Here is a 15,484-nt window from a genome sequence, read left to right as displayed (position 1 = left end):
CCAGCGCATGACCTACATCGAGCTGGCCCCGGAAGTCTTTGACGATTTCGACCGTTTCTTTGAACACATCGCCCAGTTCGACCCAGCCGCAGCGCCCCAGCGCATTGGCGACATCTTGGAAGCCATCCAAATCCTGACCCACAGCCCGCAGATTGGGCGGCCCGTGAAAGACGGCAAACGCGAACTCATCATTGGCCGCGCCACGCGAGGCTATGTGGCGCTGTACCGCTATGTGGCGGCGATAGATACCGTGTTTGTGCTGGCCGTGCGGGCGCAGCGGGAGGATGGGTTTAAGCGAGAAAGCGGGGTTTAGCTAAGTTGGCATAGGCGCGCAGCCATTACTGATTGTCCAGACATGGTCTGGACAATCAGGGATTCAGGCACAGCTACCAATAGGCCAGGCGCTGTCTGACCTATTGGCAACCGAGGAAAGCTAATGCACCTCAGGCTCGAAGCATTCAGCATCGGAAGGGCCAGAATTCTTGAGTTCCGCGTACTTGGGCTCCATCGTCGGGTTGCCCCGCGTCAGCTTCTTGATAGTTAAGGATGCTCTGCAAAACTTAAGCGAGGATGTGGTGGTGCGGATCGGGATGGGATGCAAGGCGCATTGAGCAGCCCATAGCCGCAGCTATTGGCAAGAAAAGCAACGCCGCAGACCGCCCGAGGCCGTGCTGCCACAGACCGCTGGGAGTTTTGCAGAGCGTCCTCGTTAGCGCGCGGCGAAAGTCCTTGAAATTTACCGCTATTGAATGATCCGGGTGAGCCTATTAAAAACCAAATGAAAATATGTATAAGTGCATGAATTTAAATAGTTTACGGTATGAAATATAGAAACACGCTAACATACCGAAATGCTAGAAACCAGCGCCACCGTTGCACGCCAATACATTGATGCCGTCTCCACCTTCGAGGCTTTGGAAGAAGCCCAAGAGGAAGCTGCCCACGTGCGCGGCGGCATGTATTGGCATGCCGGGCCAGCACAGGCCCCCGAAGCCAAATACCTGGTGCGCACTACACCTGCCGGAGCCGAGACCAGCCTCGGAGCCCGCACAACCGAGACCGAAGCCATTTATGAGCGCTTTACCAAGCGCAAGCGCGAAAGCGTAGAGCGCGTATCTGGCCTCAAAGCCGCCCTGGAACAACACCAGCGCCTCAACCGCGCCTTGCGCGTGGGCCGGGTGGACCCTTTGGTGGTGGCGCTGCTGGGTCGTTTAGCCAGCACCCAATTGAGCCCACACTTCCGGGTGGTGGGCACCCACGCGCTCTACGCTTATGAGGCCACTGCCGGGGTGCGGCTGGACTCGGACGCGCTGGCCACCCGCGACATCGACCTGCTGTGGGACACCCGCAAGCGCATCCTCTTCCAGACCCAGCTTGCCAAAGTAGACAGCTCCATGCTGGGCGTGCTGAAAAAAGTGGACAGCAGCTTTCGTATCCGCAAGGGCCAAAAATACACCGCCGTCAACAAAGACGGCTTTGAAGTCGACATCATCCGCCGCGAACGTGCAGGCGACGACCCGCACCCCATCAAACTGAGCGATGAAGACGAAGACTTCTGGGTAGTGCAGGCGCGCCGCGCCAATGTGCTGCTGGACTCCCCCGCCTTTTCTGCCGTCATTGTGGCCACCAACGGCACCATGGCGCGCATGAACACCGTGCACCCCGCCACGTTTGTCGCATTCAAACGCTGGATGGCCAACCAGGCCGATCGAGAAGCGCTCAAACGGCGCAGGGATGTGCTTCAGGCGGATACCGTGCAAACTTTGTTGGACAAATATTTGCCGCAGTATTGATGTCAATTGTGCCTGTAGCCCTAGTGGAATATGCGCTATCAGCTATCAATACATAAGCAAACCAACGCACCACACGTTCGAGGCGCCCGAGCAACTCCTTGCCTGGCTGCGGGTGAACCACGCCACCCTACCATTGCCTTGTGCGTATTGCCGCACTATTTTCCAAGATAGGTTGGACTTCCTCCAAGTCTCTCAAACTCTGCAACACCGGGGCTGCCGAGCCAGGTCATGAAGTCGGCCGCAGACAGTGTGCCGCCATGCACGCGCAGCAGTCCCTCCATGAACACGCTGTGTTCGACCAACGTGATGTCTTTAGATGCCGCAGCCTTCTTCTTGGATGTCTCATCGAACGCGGGTTTACCTAATGTCACTCGCCTCATCACCGGATCGAAATCTGCGGCCTTCTGAATTACCGCCCAGGCTTCTTCCTTCTTGATGAGCGCGGGCGACTTTGTGCATGTCTTGCATTCCAGAAGAATCTTCTGAGCACCCAACTCAATAAGCAAGTCTGGAACATTGGGGCGTGTACCGTCATCAAGCACGGTCACGACCCACGCCGCTTCGACGCGCATCAATGTCGCTATCGCCTCTTCGTAATCTGTGCCCAAAGTGTCATGGCATGCCTTGACTTGGTGCTCGACGCCCAATTCTTGCCCTGTCTTGTTATGCGCAGCGGCGAGTCGACTTGGCCCCAGTCCGACAGTGCTTGAGACTGCATCAAGCAGCGCCTGCGCTCGCGGCTCGCTTCTCAGTAATTGCACCAATTTGTCTTTTGCAGCTCCCAGTACGTCGTGGAGCGTTGCGATACCTTGCGCGATAAGGCCCATTGCACGTTGCCGACCGAAGCCTGGCACACCATGTCGTTCTGCAACCCGCAACACGTCTAACGCCTCGGTCGGCGCGCCCCACCGGACGCGGCGTGCCAGCATAGCGATCTGATTGCTGACCGCTTGAGAGCAACCGAGTTCAGGTGTAGTGGAGAGTTTGTGCAAGCCATCCAGCACCCAGGCCACATCCAGCGCTAGGCGATGGATCATGCCCCCTGGTACATGGGTTACGTACGCGATCTTGCGATCTGCCAACCCTTCTGCATAAAGTAAGACTGCATGGGCGCAGTGAGCCAGCTTGAGATCATTGCGATCAAGCTCCACAGGCAATAGCTGTGCTCCCCAGAATGTCACTGACTCGTAAGTAGTCTTCGACGGGTATGGAAAGAAGCGGGATGGCCGTTGGGCTCTAAATTCGTCACTGGCGCATGCTGCATAGATCAATCCCGGAATCCACTCGTCGAAGTTGATCTCCAGTCTTGGTCCGATTGTGCGCAGCATCGCAGCAAGCTGGACTGCCGTGGAAGGAAGCAGACCGGACATCGCCGCTGCGTTACCTAGCGGAGTGATGAACAAGGTACCAGCCTGCTCACGGAGCAGTCCGCTGGCATTGAGCCAATCAACAGCTAATCGGCTTTCGGTCGTCAGCACTTCCAGTTTTGCGGGATTCCGATTCAGCGTCTGATACCAGTACAGCGTGTTCTCGAAGAACGTCATTACCTCCGCAAAGCTGCTGGCCAACCCCGAAGCGACCAACGTCAAAATTGATTTACGCAAACTCAAGTTCACCAACTGCGAACTCAACCGATCGTTATCGGGAAGCACCAGCATGTTGGCATGCGCGAGTTCAACATTGTTTTGCGGCAACAGCACAGCAAACCCGTCAGGGTGCATGCCCAGCCTTCCGGCCCGTCCGGACATATTGCGGTAGTCAGACCTGACAACATGGCTTCCCACGCGGTCGCCGTAGCGATAGGTCAGCTTGGAAAAAACAATCGTTCGAAACGGGAAGTTCACTCCAGCAGCAAGTGTCGACGTTGCGAAACATACCTCGAACTTACCTTCTGTGAAGCCCCCCTCGATGACTTGACGCTCCTGTGGTGACAAATCCGCCGTGTGGAAGGCAACACCACGTTCGGCATTCTCGCGGAGTTGATCTGATGACTCTGTCGGTTCTGAGAAAAAATCGAGCTGCTGCGCCAACGCAATGCCGGCGCCGACGCGGGGGCGCCCCTTGCCGAAGGCGGTCGCGAAATTCAGCGCTTCGCGTCGGCTCTCCGTAAAAACAAGAACAGGGCCACGCCCAAGTTTCAGCAGATGATCAACGACTGCACCGACGTCATTAGTTGCGGTAGCACCGCCTTGCACATCCTGCCCACTGTCGTCGCCGAATTTCGTGCGATGGGCATGGCCGCCATACCAAATCTCCTGGAAGAGTGGCACGTCCCGGTGCGTACTGCGAACGAGATCACATTGCATCCATCCAGCAATATCCTCAGGGTTTTCGACGGTAGCCGTCAACGCGACGAATTGCTTGATGCTACGCTGGCGTAGAGCTGAGCAGAGCGCTTCAATATCTGGTCCACGTCCTGGATCGCCCAGAATCTGCAACTCGTCCGCAACGATCAGAGAATTGTTAGGCCTGAGCTGACCACTCAGGAATAGGCCTAGAGCCTTTTCATAGGTTGCAACCATCAACTGTGCGTCTATGTTGCCTTCCGTGCGATCACCTGTGTTCAGTCCCACGGAGCCTATTGGTTCTGCGGCGTTTTCTCCAAAGCGGTCCACGAAGTCGAGGTATTTTTGATCTGCAAGAGCTTTGTGGGAAACGAGGTAGATCGCGCGAAGTCCGGCTCGTAGAGCACACAAGACAGCAATTTCGCCCACTAATGTCTTACCGGAAGATGTAGGAGCACTAACGACAAGGCTGCGGCCAGCAGCGGCACCAGCGGCAAGCGCCCGCTGTTGGACGTCTGTTAGTGATTCAATCTCCCAACTCTGCAGTCGCCGAAGCAGCCATGCATCGACTCCTGGCCCGATCACATCGGATATTTTCATCTTCTTGCTATCCCCCTGGGTTACATGCATATCAAATCAGTAGCAAAGTGAGAAATGTCGGTGTGTTCAATATTTGAGATTGACATGAGAGGCTTCATAAATTTTGATTTACCTGTGAGTAAACATTTGGAGTGCAGTTGCTTGCCAAATCCACCCTCTCCACTAACCGTAATCAGTAGTCTCTGCGTAGCCCCCCGTCCCATCCTCCCCCGCCGCAGGCATATGCCCCACACCAGGTAGCGCCACCACCGGAAACTTCAGCCCCTTGCTGACCTTCATGGTCATGATCTGGATGGCATTGGCGCTGGGGTTGAAGTCCCCCGCGCACTTGCGCACGTTGAAGGGCAGCCTGCGCTGCTCCAGCGCGCGGGCGCACAGGGCCATGGTGGGGTAGCCGTCTTCGAGCTTTTGCTCCAGCCGCTCGGCCGAGCGCTTTTCGCCAGACATCATGCGCGACACACAGGAGCTTATTGAGGGGATCAGAACGGCCATACCTATTCGCGCAATGTGCGCCTCCCCGTGTTTCTAATTGCAACGTTGTTACATGTTGCTCCACAAGCCCTTCCCAGCAGGAAAGCGGCATCCCCAAAATTGAGGACATTTGCGAGTCCGTGCGCCGCGCCCCTCGCCCACCCCATCTCTGCTAAATTGCCCGGCATGACCGCACACCCCGCCCAACCCCAACCGGCCATGGCAAGCACCGGCCATCCACACGCAGCGCCCCATGGCCCAGCCGTCTAGCCCCCCGCGTACCCGTTTCTCCACCCGCCTGCTCTCCCGCGGCGAAAACTTCCTGCGCGTGGCGCTGAGCCACTACGTGGTCAACGGGCTGAGCGTGACGCTGGGGCTGATCGCCATCATGTTGCTGATCTTTGAGGCGGCGGGGCTGGCGGGGGCGTCCAGCGCGGCGGTGGGGGTGCTTATCACCAGCCTGCCAGACGTACCCGCGCCGCGCCGGCGCAAGATCATGCAGATGCTGCCGGCGCCGCTGCTGGGTACGCCGCTGTTCATGCTGGTGCAGCTGGTGCGCGAAGACGTGCTGCTGCTGGGCGTGGTGCTGGTGGCGGGCACCTTTCTGGCTGTGATGGTGATGGCCTGGGGCAAGCGCGGCGGGCCGCTGACGTTTTCGCTGCTGTTCTCGATGCTGTTTTCCATGGCTGCGCCGCCGGTGGGCGAGCTGGACCAGATTGCGGTGCATGGCGGCTGGTTTGCGCTGGGTGCGGGGCTATACCTGGTGTGGGGCGTATGCACCACGCACTGGCTGAACCGGCGCTACCGCGTGCAGCTGCTGGCCGAGTGCATGCACAGCTTTGCGCAGATTTTGCGCACCCAGGCGCAGCGCTTTACGCCCAGTGCCGACCCGCAGGCGCTGCTGGCCAAAATGCTGGAGCAGCAGGCCACCCTTGCCGACCACCTGCAGAACACCCGCGACGTGGTGCTGGAGTCGCCCACCAACCCGGCGCGCATGCGCATGGCGGCGGTGTTGCTGGGCCTGCTGGAGGCGCGCGACCACCAACTGGCCTGCGACCTGGACCTGGACATGCTGCTGCTGGTAGAGAGCAGCGCGGTGCGCCTGCCCGCGCTGCAGCAGGTGCTGAACACCACCGCACTGCAGCTGGAGCAGCTGAGCCTGTCGCTGCTGCTGGGCAAGCGCCTGCAGGCCCTGGCACCCATAGCACCGCTGCGCGGCGACCTGGTCAAGTCGCTGCCGCCGCGCCACAGCTTCATGGACGAGGCGGTGCTACCGGCCGAGCGGCGCGCCGTGGCCCTGCTGCACAGCATGGCAGACCGCATCAGCCACATCAACGACGAGGCGGTGCGCATAGCCGCCCTGGCGCGCGGCGACCTGCCGCCCGAACTGGCAGCGGTGCGCACGCAGTGGCAGCTGTTTGTAAGCCCCACGCGCTGGGCCTGGGCACCGCTGCTGGGCCAGCTGACCTGGCGCGCACCCACGCTGCGCTATGCCCTGCGCGCCACGCTGGCCGTGGGCGTGGGCTACCTGGTGTCGCAGCACCTGCCCTGGGCAGCGCACAAGTACTGGATATTGACCACCATCGTGGTGGTGATGCGCGGCAACCTGGCGCAGACCCTGCAGCGACGCGATGCGCGGGTGGCGGGCACGGTGCTGGGCTGCCTGATGGTGATGGGCGTGCTGGCCACGCACCCGGGCGCGCGCACGCTGCTGGCCATTACCGCGCTGTCCATGGGGCTGGCGCATGCGTTTGCGCTGCGGCGCTACCTGTACACCACCATCTTTGCCACGCTGGCCGGCCTGCTGCAGGCGCACATGCTGCTGGTGGGCGTGGCGCCCAGCTTTGCGGTGGCTGAGCGCGTGGGCGACACGCTACTGGGCGCGGCGCTGGCCTGGATCTTCAGCTACGTGCTGCCGGCCTGGGAGCGCAACCAGCTGCCCGGCCTGGTGAAGCGCAGCCTGCAGGCGCAAAGCCAGCACGCCAAGCTGGCTCTGGCGCTGAGCGAGCCGGCGCAAGCGTCTGACCTGCCCTGGCGGCTGGCGCGGCGCGAGGCGTATGACAGCCTGTCTGCCCTGACACAAGCTACCCAACGCAGCCTGGCCGAGCCCAGCCAGGTGCGCCCGGCACTGGAGCCGCTGGAGGCCGTGCAGGGCCGCAGCTACCGGCTGCTGGCGCAGCTGACGGCCATCAAATCGCTGCTATTGCTGCGCCGCCCGCAGCTGGACATGGCGGTGGCCGCGCCGGCCTTGCAAAAAGCCGCGCAGCAGATCAGCGACGCACTGACCGCCCCGCCCAAAGACACGCCCGACACCGCCATACCCGGCCTGGATGGCGAGATAGATAGTGGCGAAGAAAGCCCCGAGGCGCTGATAGACAAGCCCTTCCAGCCCCGGCCCGACCCGCTGACGCAGGACGACCTGACGCCCTGGCTGCTGCGCCGCCTGGCCCTGGCCACCGGCATGGCGCGCGACCTGCGCCGCGCCGCCACGCAAGCCCAGCGCGCGGGCTGAGCCCATGGCCGCACCACACGCCCCCGGCACGCTGGGCCAGATACCGCGCGGCATCTGGGTACTGGGCTTCGTCAGCATGCTGATGGATATTTCTTCAGAGATGGTGCACAGCCTGCTGCCGCTGTTCATGGTGACGGTGCTGGGCACCAGCGCGTTAACGGTGGGCATCATCGAAGGGCTGGCCGAATCCACCGCGCTGATCGTGAAGGTGTTTTCGGGCACGCTGAGCGACTACCTGGGTAAGCGCAAGGGCCTGGCCCTGCTGGGCTACGGCCTGGGCGCGCTGACCAAGCCACTCTTCGCCATCGCCCCCGGCATGGGACTGGTGCTGACGGCGCGCCTGCTGGACCGGGTGGGCAAGGGCATACGCGGTGCGCCACGCGACGCGCTGGTGGCCGACATCACGCCGCCCCATCTGCGCGGCGCAGCGTTTGGCCTGCGCCAATCGCTGGACACGGTGGGCGCATTCACCGGGCCGCTGCTGGCCGTGGGGCTAATGCTGCTGTGGGCCAACGACTTCCGCGCGGTGTTCTGGGTGGCGGTAGTGCCGGGTGCGCTGGCCGTGGCCCTGCTGTTCTTTGGCCTGCAGGAGCCCGCACCCCAGCCCGGCGCCAAGCGCAGCAACCCCATCAGCCGCGAGAACCTGCGCCAGCTAAGCCCGGCCTACTGGTGGGTGGTGGCCATAGGCGCGGTGTTCACGCTGGCGCGCTTCAGCGAGGCGTTTCTGGTGCTGCGCGCCCAGCAGGGCGGCATGCCTGTGGCCCTGGTGCCGCTGGTGATGGTGGCGATGAACCTGGTGTACGCCGCGTCGGCCTACCCGTTTGGCAAGCTGTCGGACCGCATGGGGCACAAGCAGTTACTGGCCATCGGCCTGCTGGTGCTGGTGGCCGCCGACCTGGTGCTGGCGCACAGCAGCCACTGGGGCGTGGTGCTGGCCGGCGTGGCGCTGTGGGGCGTGCACATGGGCATCACCCAGGGCCTGCTGGCCACCATGGTGGCCGACACCGCGCCGGCCACGCTGCGCGGCACGGCCTATGGCCTGTTCAACCTAGTCAGCGGCCTGGCCATGCTGGTGGCCAGCGTACTGGCCGGCCTGCTGTGGGACGGGCTGGGCGCGGCGGCCACGTTTTATGCGGGGGCGGGCTTTTGCGGCGTGGCGCTGCTGGGCCTGGCCTGGCAGCCTAGGGCGCCAAAACCGGGCGTTTAAAATTTCCCATGCCTAACGACACCCCGCACGAAGAAGCCCCCAAGATACAAGAACCCCGGCTCTGGACCGGCGACGGCTGGACCGCCCAGGTCATCAAGAACGAAGACGACGACGGCTGGGCCGTGGCCATGCTGAAAGACGGCGAGCCCGAGCCCGCGCTGGTAGGCCCCTGGACCATGGGCCGCGACAAAAAGAACCCCAAGCCGCTGGACAGCAGCGCCTTCAGCACCCTGGTAAAGACGGCCAATGAGTTCGTGCGCCGCCACGAGCAGCAGTTGCACGCCAGCCTGCACCAGAGCATCACCGTCACGGCCAACACAGGCCGCGTCACCGTCTACCTGGACATCACGCCCGACGAAGACAACCCCAGCGCCACCCTGCGCGCCGAAGACGATAACGGCGACACCCTGGCCGAGGTGCGCGTGGCGCCCAGCTTCAAGCTGGACCGCAGCAGCGCCGTAGCCTGGGCCGATGGCGGCTTTGCCAAGCCACGTTGACGCTATTTAATTGATAGCTGCTTGCGCAGGCATTTCCTGCGCCAGGGGCATGTTTTCTCCATAAGGCGCTGCAGTCAATAAGGCAGGACGGCGCTTGCCGCCGCATCGAGCCGGAATTTCACGGATATTTCGGTTCCATGGGTTCTGGTTCAGGCCGTTGCGGCTATCTTGCGGCACTCTTCAGCGCACCGATGGCAGGCCTTCGCGCATGCCTGGCAGTGCTCCATGTCGTGCTGCGCACATTCGTCACCGCACGACTGGCAGATAACGGCGCACGCTTTGCAGATTTCCTGCAGATGGCCACTGCCTCGCGCCATCATTGCGGCCGCTACGGTGCAGATCTGAGCGCAGTCCGTATCCAGCGCAATGCACTTGGTCATGGCCTGGACGTCGAATTCCTTCAGGCATGCCGCAGCGCAATGGTTACAAACTGTCGCGCAGCTAGTGCAGGCTTGCATGCACGCGCTATACGTTTCGTGAGACATTGCATACTCCTTCAACTGGTGTGCCGGGGCTCTTCGTTGCGCCGACACCGAGGTCAGGAATTCAGTGTATGGAGACCGCACCAGAAGGGCTGTAGGTCAAGTGCTCGCACCGCCGTAGTCCCATATAACGCATGAGGAGTCGGTGGCGCTGCAGGCCTTGAGCGTGTGGTTTGGCCCCACGGGTTACTTGAACCCACCGGCTACCAGGGCAGATGGAGTACGAGGCGTTAAGACGCGTCGCCCAGGCTCAGCTCAATATCCTGCCGAGCCGGCACGACCGCCCCCTGCAGCTGGCCGGGGATGTAGGCCGTGGCCAGGAACATGGCCTTCATGTGGGTCACGGCCTCTTCGTCGCCCGCGTCGGCCTGCAGCACCACCACATCGACCACACGGCCCAGGGCGTCCACGTATAGGCGCAGACGCACAGGCAGGCCAGTGAAGCTCAGACCGTCCAGCAGCGCCATGTCGGGTGCGGACCGGGGGACCAGAGGGTGGTCAAGCAGCTCGGATGGGATGAAGGGGTCTGGCTCGGCCTGCGCAGCGGGCGCTGGAGGCGGGAACAGAGGTGGATACGCAGCCACAGCCGACGGAACCGGCACGCGGGCAACTTGCGTAATCGACGCCATGGCGGATGGAGACGACAGCAGCTGCACCTGCAGCACAGGGGCGGCCTGCACCGCAGACACAGGCGGTGTATGGGGCATGGCCGACTGCAAGCCCCACCATACCGCCACATGCCCCAGCAAGGACAGCAAGATGGCGCCGACCAGCACACCCCGATTCTTCACCCACGCCATAGCGAACACCTACTGCGCGGAGACTTCGCGCCAGTTCAGGCGCCTAACGCCAGTGGCGGTGGTCAAGGTGGCGGGCGTGGTGGCGGTGGTGCCGGTGCTGTCGCCGGCCAGCACGCGCAGCTTGCCGTTGACGTTCTGCACCACCAGGTCGGTGATGACGCCGGACATGGTGCTGGATTTGGCGATCAAGGTACTCGAGCTGTCGGTCAACACGCTCTTGCCGGTGGAGATACTGAAGCCCAATACATAGCCCGTGCCCGAAGGGCTGCACACGCTGCCATTGGGCAAGTTCACGCCAAAGAATGCCGAGCCGCTGTAGGCCGTGGGGGTCACGTTGACGCGCTCGGCCACATAGGGGCTGGTGGTGGATGCCGACAGGTCGAAGTACCAGCCGCTGGTAGAGGTGGGCGCGCTGCCAATGCCGGTGAGCAGGCTGGTATTGGCTTCCAGGCTGCTGCGGGTCAGCGGCGTGGCGTAGACGCTGGCGGCCTGGAAGGCGCCGTTGCCCACGGTACCGTCGTAGATGGAATAGATGCTTTGAATGGCCGTGCTGCTGATATCGCTATCGGCCAGCAGGCGGCCGGTACCTACCAGCACATAGCGCTTGTTGGTCGACGGGTCTACCTCAATCAGGGGGCGGGTGGTCACGGGCTGGGGAGTTCCGGAGGTCTTGTACAGGGTGGCCATCTTGACGATGGAATAGGCGGCGGTGGTGCCGGTCAGGTCCACGCGCCAGAGGTTGCCCTGCAGGTCGCCGGCGTAGATGGCGTCGGCGGTGTAGTCGGTCTGGTTGTAGGTATAGGCCGAGGCATGGGCCATGTTCAGCGGCGTGGTGGTGGTGCCCTCGGGCGTGACCACGGTTTCCAGCAGCGCGCCGGTGCGCGGGTTGACGATGAAGAAGTAGCCCTTGCCGTCGCTGTTGTTGTAGCCAGAGGTGAAGACAACCACCCAGCCGTACTTGGCCGTTTTCATGACCGAGGGCGCGCCGAAGCTGTAGCCCATGCGGGCGATGGTGGTGGTGTCGCTGGTCTTGGGGAACTCCCACAGCAGCTTGGCGGCCAGGTTGGTCTCGCTGGTCCAGTCGCCGTAGGTGGCGCTGGTGGTGACACCGCTGCTGGTGGTCTCGGGCGTGCCGGGGTTGGTGACATCCATCGCGTAGTAGCCCTTGCCGCCCTTGCCCAGGCCGCCGATCAGCAGGGTGCGCCAGTCCGGCGTGGTGCTGACCTTGCTGCACACCGCCGTGGTGGTGCTGGTGTCGCTGCTGCAGACCTTGCTGACGTCCACATCGAAGTCCAGCGGCGTGGCGTCCACCAGGTAGTAGTGGGAACGCGTAGGGCTGCCGAAAGACGCCAGGCCCGAGGTGGCCGCGGTGGACGATGTGCCGTAGACGAAGCTGGGTATGAAGCCAAACAGCTCTTGCCCGCAGGTGGAGCAGCTGGCGGTGGTGGATGTGCTGGTGGTGCCGGGCATGGTGCCATCGAACGCGTGCAGCATGCCGTCGTTCGAGCCTGCGAACACCACGGTTTTACGGCTGGCGTAGCTTTGCTTGAAGGCGGTGTAGCCCAGGTTGTACATCTCGTAGTAAGGCATGCTGGGCGCGCCGACTGCGGTGGTTTTGGAGCCCACAAAATCGCCCAGCAGATAGCTGCGCTTGCGGTAGATGCGGTTGGTGGCGGTAACGGTGGCACTGAGTTCGTTGGTGCGGTCGCCGCGCAAATAGGCCAGGTAGTCTGCCGCTGCCGTGCTGGAGGTGGACGTGGTGCCGGTGATGCTGGCAAACGAGGGGTAGTACAGCCGCCCGGTGGTGGGGCAGGCGGCCATGGCCGTGGCGGTGAAGGCAATGCCTGCGGGCGTGGTGGCGCTGTCGCAGTAGGTGATGATCTTGCGTGTGCTAGCGGGGCTGGTCGTGGCCTCCAGCAGGTCGCGGGCATTCCACTGCGCGGTCATGGTGGCGCTGCCGCTGGTATCGTAGGCCACGGTGGCGCCGATCACGCTGCCCGTCCAGTTGGAAGGATCGTAATTGGCGGAATAGCTGGCGCTGCCGGTCACCACGTTGGGCGAGGCCATGGCGTAGGTGGTGCTGTTGGCCGAGCTCAGCTCGCTGGAAATCTTGTTGAAGGCTGCCGTCAGGCTGGACTTCATGGTGGCCGGGGAGCTACCGAAGTAATAGTTGTCGGGACGCTTGTCGTAGGTGGTGTCGGTGGAGAAAGTCACGGCGGCGCTGCCGGTCTGCGCGGACTGGCTGATGGTCGTCAGGCCCGAGCTGGTGTCGGAATTGGTGTACCAGGTGCTGTCGCTCAGGGTGCTGGTGCTATTGCTGCTGGAATAGGGCGAGAAGCCGCTGGGCACGGTGAAACCGCCGTACTTGGCCGCCAGCCAGTACTGGTTCTTGTGGCGGTAGGTCTGGTTCTCCATCACGTCCAGCCAGTAGGTGTTGATGGTTTGGGTGCCGGTCCAGTCCGAACGCAAGTCCACGGTGTGGGCGTCGTAGGCCAGGCCTGCGATGTAGTAGGTGTCACACCACTGGTAGGTCGAGGTGCTGCAGGTGCTGCTGCCGGTATCGCCGTAGAGACTGCCCAGGGAGGAATTGCCCTCCAGCGTGCCCACCATATTGGTGGCTGTAGCCACGTTCACGGAAGTGTCGTCTGTGGGATAGGTGGGGGTGGCATCGAGGGTGCTGCCCGAGCGCAGAGTACTGCCATACAGATTGGCATCGCGATGGGTGTTCACGTCGCCCATCCCCAAAATAAAGTTTTTCTGGCAGGAATAGAGGATAGGGTCGGCCCCCATGCTGCTGCTATCGCTCACCCGCCACTTGGTGATGACGGGAAAGCCATCTGCGTAGGTGGCATAGGTCGAAGCAGTCGCTGTGGTAGTCGCGGTGGTACTAGATTGAGAGGTGGCGGATGTGTATGGCGCCCAGTTCGCCAGACCTTTGTAGTAGCGCAGCACCGTGTTGTACAACTCGGAAACCGGGTCTTTGGATTTATAGGTATGCGAGTAATTGCCAAACTTGTTCAGGTAATTCATCACTCCGCTTTGGACTACGGCGGTAGACGATAGACCAAAGGTGCTGACCGTATCTGAGGCGTCGTTGTAGTCCGGGTTGGTTGCCATGATGCCGGTCGTGGCGCTCCACTCGGGATAGCCACCGTTGAGCGCAGTGCCATCGATCGTGACGGTACCTGCGTTGGTGATATCTGCAGAGCCGGGCACCGGCTGGTAAGGACCAATGTAATTCATACGTGCGCGAAGTACCCCGCCGTTTCGCTGCTGCCCGGTCACACTGCTGTCGCCGCTATGGTTGAGGTAGCTGAAGGCCGAGAAGCGCAGCTGCATGGCGTAGGTCTGCATCAGGCCTTCAGGCTTGTAGGTGCTGCCGTACAGCACGCAGTTATCTTCCTTCAATGCGGCCGACACACACACAGCCACGTTGATATAGAGCTGATAAACGCTGGTGTTACTGGCACTGCTTCCCTGGTTGGAATAGTCCACCAGGGCTTTGGTACCAGTGCCCGAGGTCGATGCATTGGTCAGATCGCCGTTGCTGGTGATCCACATGCGGTTGCCCAGGGCGCGGATGCGGGACGAGGCCGTGGTCCAGCCGGTGAAGGGTGTACCGGATGCGGTCAGTGTGGCGGTGGTGGTGGCCTTGTCAGGGGCCGAGGTGGTGCTGTCATTGACCGCATAGGTTTTGGTCAGGATGGTGTCGGTAGTCGAGCCGGTATTGGTGTCGGTACTGCGGTAGCCACCGGTCATGATCCAGCGGAATTCGTCCAGCGTTTGCATGGACGCCCAGTTCAGGTAGTTGCCGCTCCATGCGGGCTGGGTGGCACTGGCGCAGGAATGGCTGCTGGCAGCACTGATGGGCAAGAAGTAGCTGCTGGACGGCGTGGTGGAGTTATAGACGTATTGGTAGCACTTCTCGGAGTCGAAGTAGCCGATGAAGGTACTGCCTGTGGCATAGGCCGTGGTGCTCATATAGGCCGAGGTGGTGGCCGTGGGCCACTCCACCGACAAGGCCAGGGCCAGATTACCTGGCACCTTGACGGTGGAGAACAAGGGGTAGTCGGCCAGGTCAATAGCGCATGCCGGCAAGCTCAGCGCGGCACAGGCCACGGCCAGCAAGGCGGCCGTCAGCCCCCGGGCCAGATATGAGCGAAGGATAGAAATCAACATGGCGAACTCCTGCGGCCGAGGGCGGGGTATGGCGATGTCGCTCACTGCGACACGATCATTTGGTGGTAGGTTTCCGTGCCGCGCGGACCTTGCACGCGCACGCTGATGCGGTAGCTGGCATTGCCGGGGGCCTTGGCGCGCTTGATCCATATCGTGCCCGCCTGGGCTGCATTGGTCTTGGTCGCGCTAGATACGCAGCTGGTAGAGCTGTAGGCACCAGATGCCACGCATTGCCGGTCGATCACGGTGCGGATGGTGATGCCAGCGGTGCTGTCGCTGATCGCCGTGGTGTCGGTCATGCCGGCCGAGGTGAAGGTGCTGTCATTCACCAGCACCAGGGGTATGCCCTGCGCGTTCGACGCCAGGGTGGAGGCCGAGTAGTTCAACGTCAATTGGTCGGTGGTACGCGCGGTCTCGGTCACCAAGGCGCCGGTGTTCAACAAGGCCACGGCCGCCGCCATACCGCGCTCGCCCTGGTTCAGCAAATCACGCTTGAAGGCAAAGTTGCCGGCCAGCAGCAGGCTGTTGGTGGACGAACGCATCAGGGCCACCGAGGCCACCAGCATCAGCACCAGGCAGATCAGCGTCATGACCATCACCATGCCGCGCTGGGCCTGGTGCGGCGGGCGCGTATGCCGGCATTTGTGCATGCTGGGCC

General features: G+C 62.2%; 11 protein-coding genes. 5 read left to right on the top strand and 6 right to left on the bottom strand.

The window, feature by feature from the left end:
* Positions 1-7 precede the first annotated feature (7 nt).
* Together AC07VY_RS12225 and AC07VY_RS12220 are read left to right on the top strand one after the other, a co-directional pair.
* The gene (locus tag AC07VY_RS12225; protein ID WP_495097616.1) at positions 8-313 is read left to right on the top strand and encodes a type II toxin-antitoxin system RelE/ParE family toxin; all 306 of its coding nucleotides are present in this window, start codon (positions 8-10) and stop codon (positions 311-313) included.
* Positions 314-851: 538 nt separating this feature from the next.
* Positions 852-1,793: a GSU2403 family nucleotidyltransferase fold protein gene (locus AC07VY_RS12220; protein ID WP_495097617.1), complete on the top strand. Its 942-nt coding sequence runs from the start codon at positions 852-854 to the stop codon at positions 1,791-1,793.
* A gap of 155 nt (positions 1,794-1,948) precedes the next feature.
* Here the strand turns inward: AC07VY_RS12220 and AC07VY_RS12215 are convergent, their stop codons facing one another.
* Together AC07VY_RS12215 and AC07VY_RS12210 are read right to left on the bottom strand one after the other, a co-directional pair.
* Positions 1,949-4,678 (bottom strand): DEAD/DEAH box helicase, encoded by a 2,730-nt coding sequence (locus AC07VY_RS12215; protein ID WP_495097618.1) that lies wholly within the window; start codon positions 4,676-4,678, stop codon positions 1,949-1,951.
* A 162-nt stretch (positions 4,679-4,840) separates the two neighbouring features.
* Positions 4,841-5,170, bottom strand: coding sequence for a hypothetical protein (locus AC07VY_RS12210; RefSeq protein ID WP_495097619.1), 330 nt, complete (start codon positions 5,168-5,170; stop codon positions 4,841-4,843).
* A gap of 232 nt (positions 5,171-5,402) precedes the next feature.
* On the opposite strand from AC07VY_RS12210, the gene AC07VY_RS12205 reads away from it, so the two are divergent.
* The 3 genes from AC07VY_RS12205 to AC07VY_RS12195 are packed head-to-tail and all read left to right on the top strand — an operon-like array spanning position 5,403 to position 9,365.
* Positions 5,403-7,661 carry an FUSC family protein gene (locus AC07VY_RS12205; protein ID WP_495097620.1) on the top strand — a complete coding sequence of 753 codons (2,259 nt, stop codon included), beginning with the start codon at positions 5,403-5,405 and terminating at the stop codon, positions 7,659-7,661.
* A 4-nt stretch (positions 7,662-7,665) separates the two neighbouring features.
* On the top strand, positions 7,666-8,868 hold the full coding sequence (locus AC07VY_RS12200; RefSeq protein ID WP_495097621.1) for an MFS transporter: 1,203 nt from the start codon (positions 7,666-7,668) through the stop codon (positions 8,866-8,868).
* A gap of 8 nt (positions 8,869-8,876) precedes the next feature.
* Positions 8,877-9,365, top strand: coding sequence for a hypothetical protein (locus AC07VY_RS12195; protein ID WP_495097622.1), 489 nt, complete (start codon positions 8,877-8,879; stop codon positions 9,363-9,365).
* 149 nt (positions 9,366-9,514) lie between these two features.
* On the opposite strand, the gene AC07VY_RS12190 is transcribed toward AC07VY_RS12195, so the two are convergent.
* The 4 genes from AC07VY_RS12190 to AC07VY_RS12175 all read right to left on the bottom strand — a co-directional run bounded on the left by AC07VY_RS12190 (position 9,515) and on the right by AC07VY_RS12175 (position 15,476).
* Entirely contained in the window at positions 9,515-9,850 is a 336-nt protein-coding gene (locus tag AC07VY_RS12190) for a four-helix bundle copper-binding protein (protein WP_495097623.1), read from the bottom strand.
* Between the two features lie 227 nt (positions 9,851-10,077).
* Entirely contained in the window at positions 10,078-10,647 is a 570-nt protein-coding gene (locus AC07VY_RS12185; protein WP_495097624.1) for a hypothetical protein, read from the bottom strand.
* 9 nt (positions 10,648-10,656) lie between these two features.
* Positions 10,657-14,826, bottom strand: coding sequence for a pilus assembly protein (locus tag AC07VY_RS12180; protein ID WP_495097625.1), 4,170 nt, complete (start codon positions 14,824-14,826; stop codon positions 10,657-10,659).
* A gap of 41 nt (positions 14,827-14,867) precedes the next feature.
* Positions 14,868-15,476, bottom strand: a complete 609-nt coding sequence (locus AC07VY_RS12175) for a pilus assembly PilX family protein (protein WP_495097626.1) — start codon at positions 15,474-15,476, stop codon at positions 14,868-14,870.
* Positions 15,477-15,484 lie beyond the last annotated feature (8 nt).

Source organism: Rhodoferax sp. GW821-FHT02C08 (assembly GCF_059421805.1).
This window is presented reverse-complemented; position numbering and strand designations above follow the sequence as displayed.

Coding starts and splice junctions, on each gene's coding strand:
- AC07VY_RS12175 (WP_495097626.1), bottom strand. CDS start 15,476: ATGCACAAATGCCGGCATACGCGCCCGCCGCACCAGGCCCAGCGCGGC.
- AC07VY_RS12210 (WP_495097619.1), bottom strand. CDS start 5,170: ATGGCCGTTCTGATCCCCTCAATAAGCTCCTGTGTGTCGCGCATGATG.
- AC07VY_RS12180 (WP_495097625.1), bottom strand. CDS start 14,826: ATGTTGATTTCTATCCTTCGCTCATATCTGGCCCGGGGGCTGACGGCC.
- AC07VY_RS12205 (WP_495097620.1), top strand. CDS start 5,403: ATGGCCCAGCCGTCTAGCCCCCCGCGTACCCGTTTCTCCACCCGCCTG.
- AC07VY_RS12195 (WP_495097622.1), top strand. CDS start 8,877: ATGCCTAACGACACCCCGCACGAAGAAGCCCCCAAGATACAAGAACCC.
- AC07VY_RS12200 (WP_495097621.1), top strand. CDS start 7,666: ATGGCCGCACCACACGCCCCCGGCACGCTGGGCCAGATACCGCGCGGC.
- AC07VY_RS12190 (WP_495097623.1), bottom strand. CDS start 9,850: ATGTCTCACGAAACGTATAGCGCGTGCATGCAAGCCTGCACTAGCTGC.
- AC07VY_RS12215 (WP_495097618.1), bottom strand. CDS start 4,678: ATGAAAATATCCGATGTGATCGGGCCAGGAGTCGATGCATGGCTGCTT.
- AC07VY_RS12185 (WP_495097624.1), bottom strand. CDS start 10,647: ATGGCGTGGGTGAAGAATCGGGGTGTGCTGGTCGGCGCCATCTTGCTG.
- AC07VY_RS12220 (WP_495097617.1), top strand. CDS start 852: ATGCTAGAAACCAGCGCCACCGTTGCACGCCAATACATTGATGCCGTC.
- AC07VY_RS12225 (WP_495097616.1), top strand. CDS start 8: ATGACCTACATCGAGCTGGCCCCGGAAGTCTTTGACGATTTCGACCGT.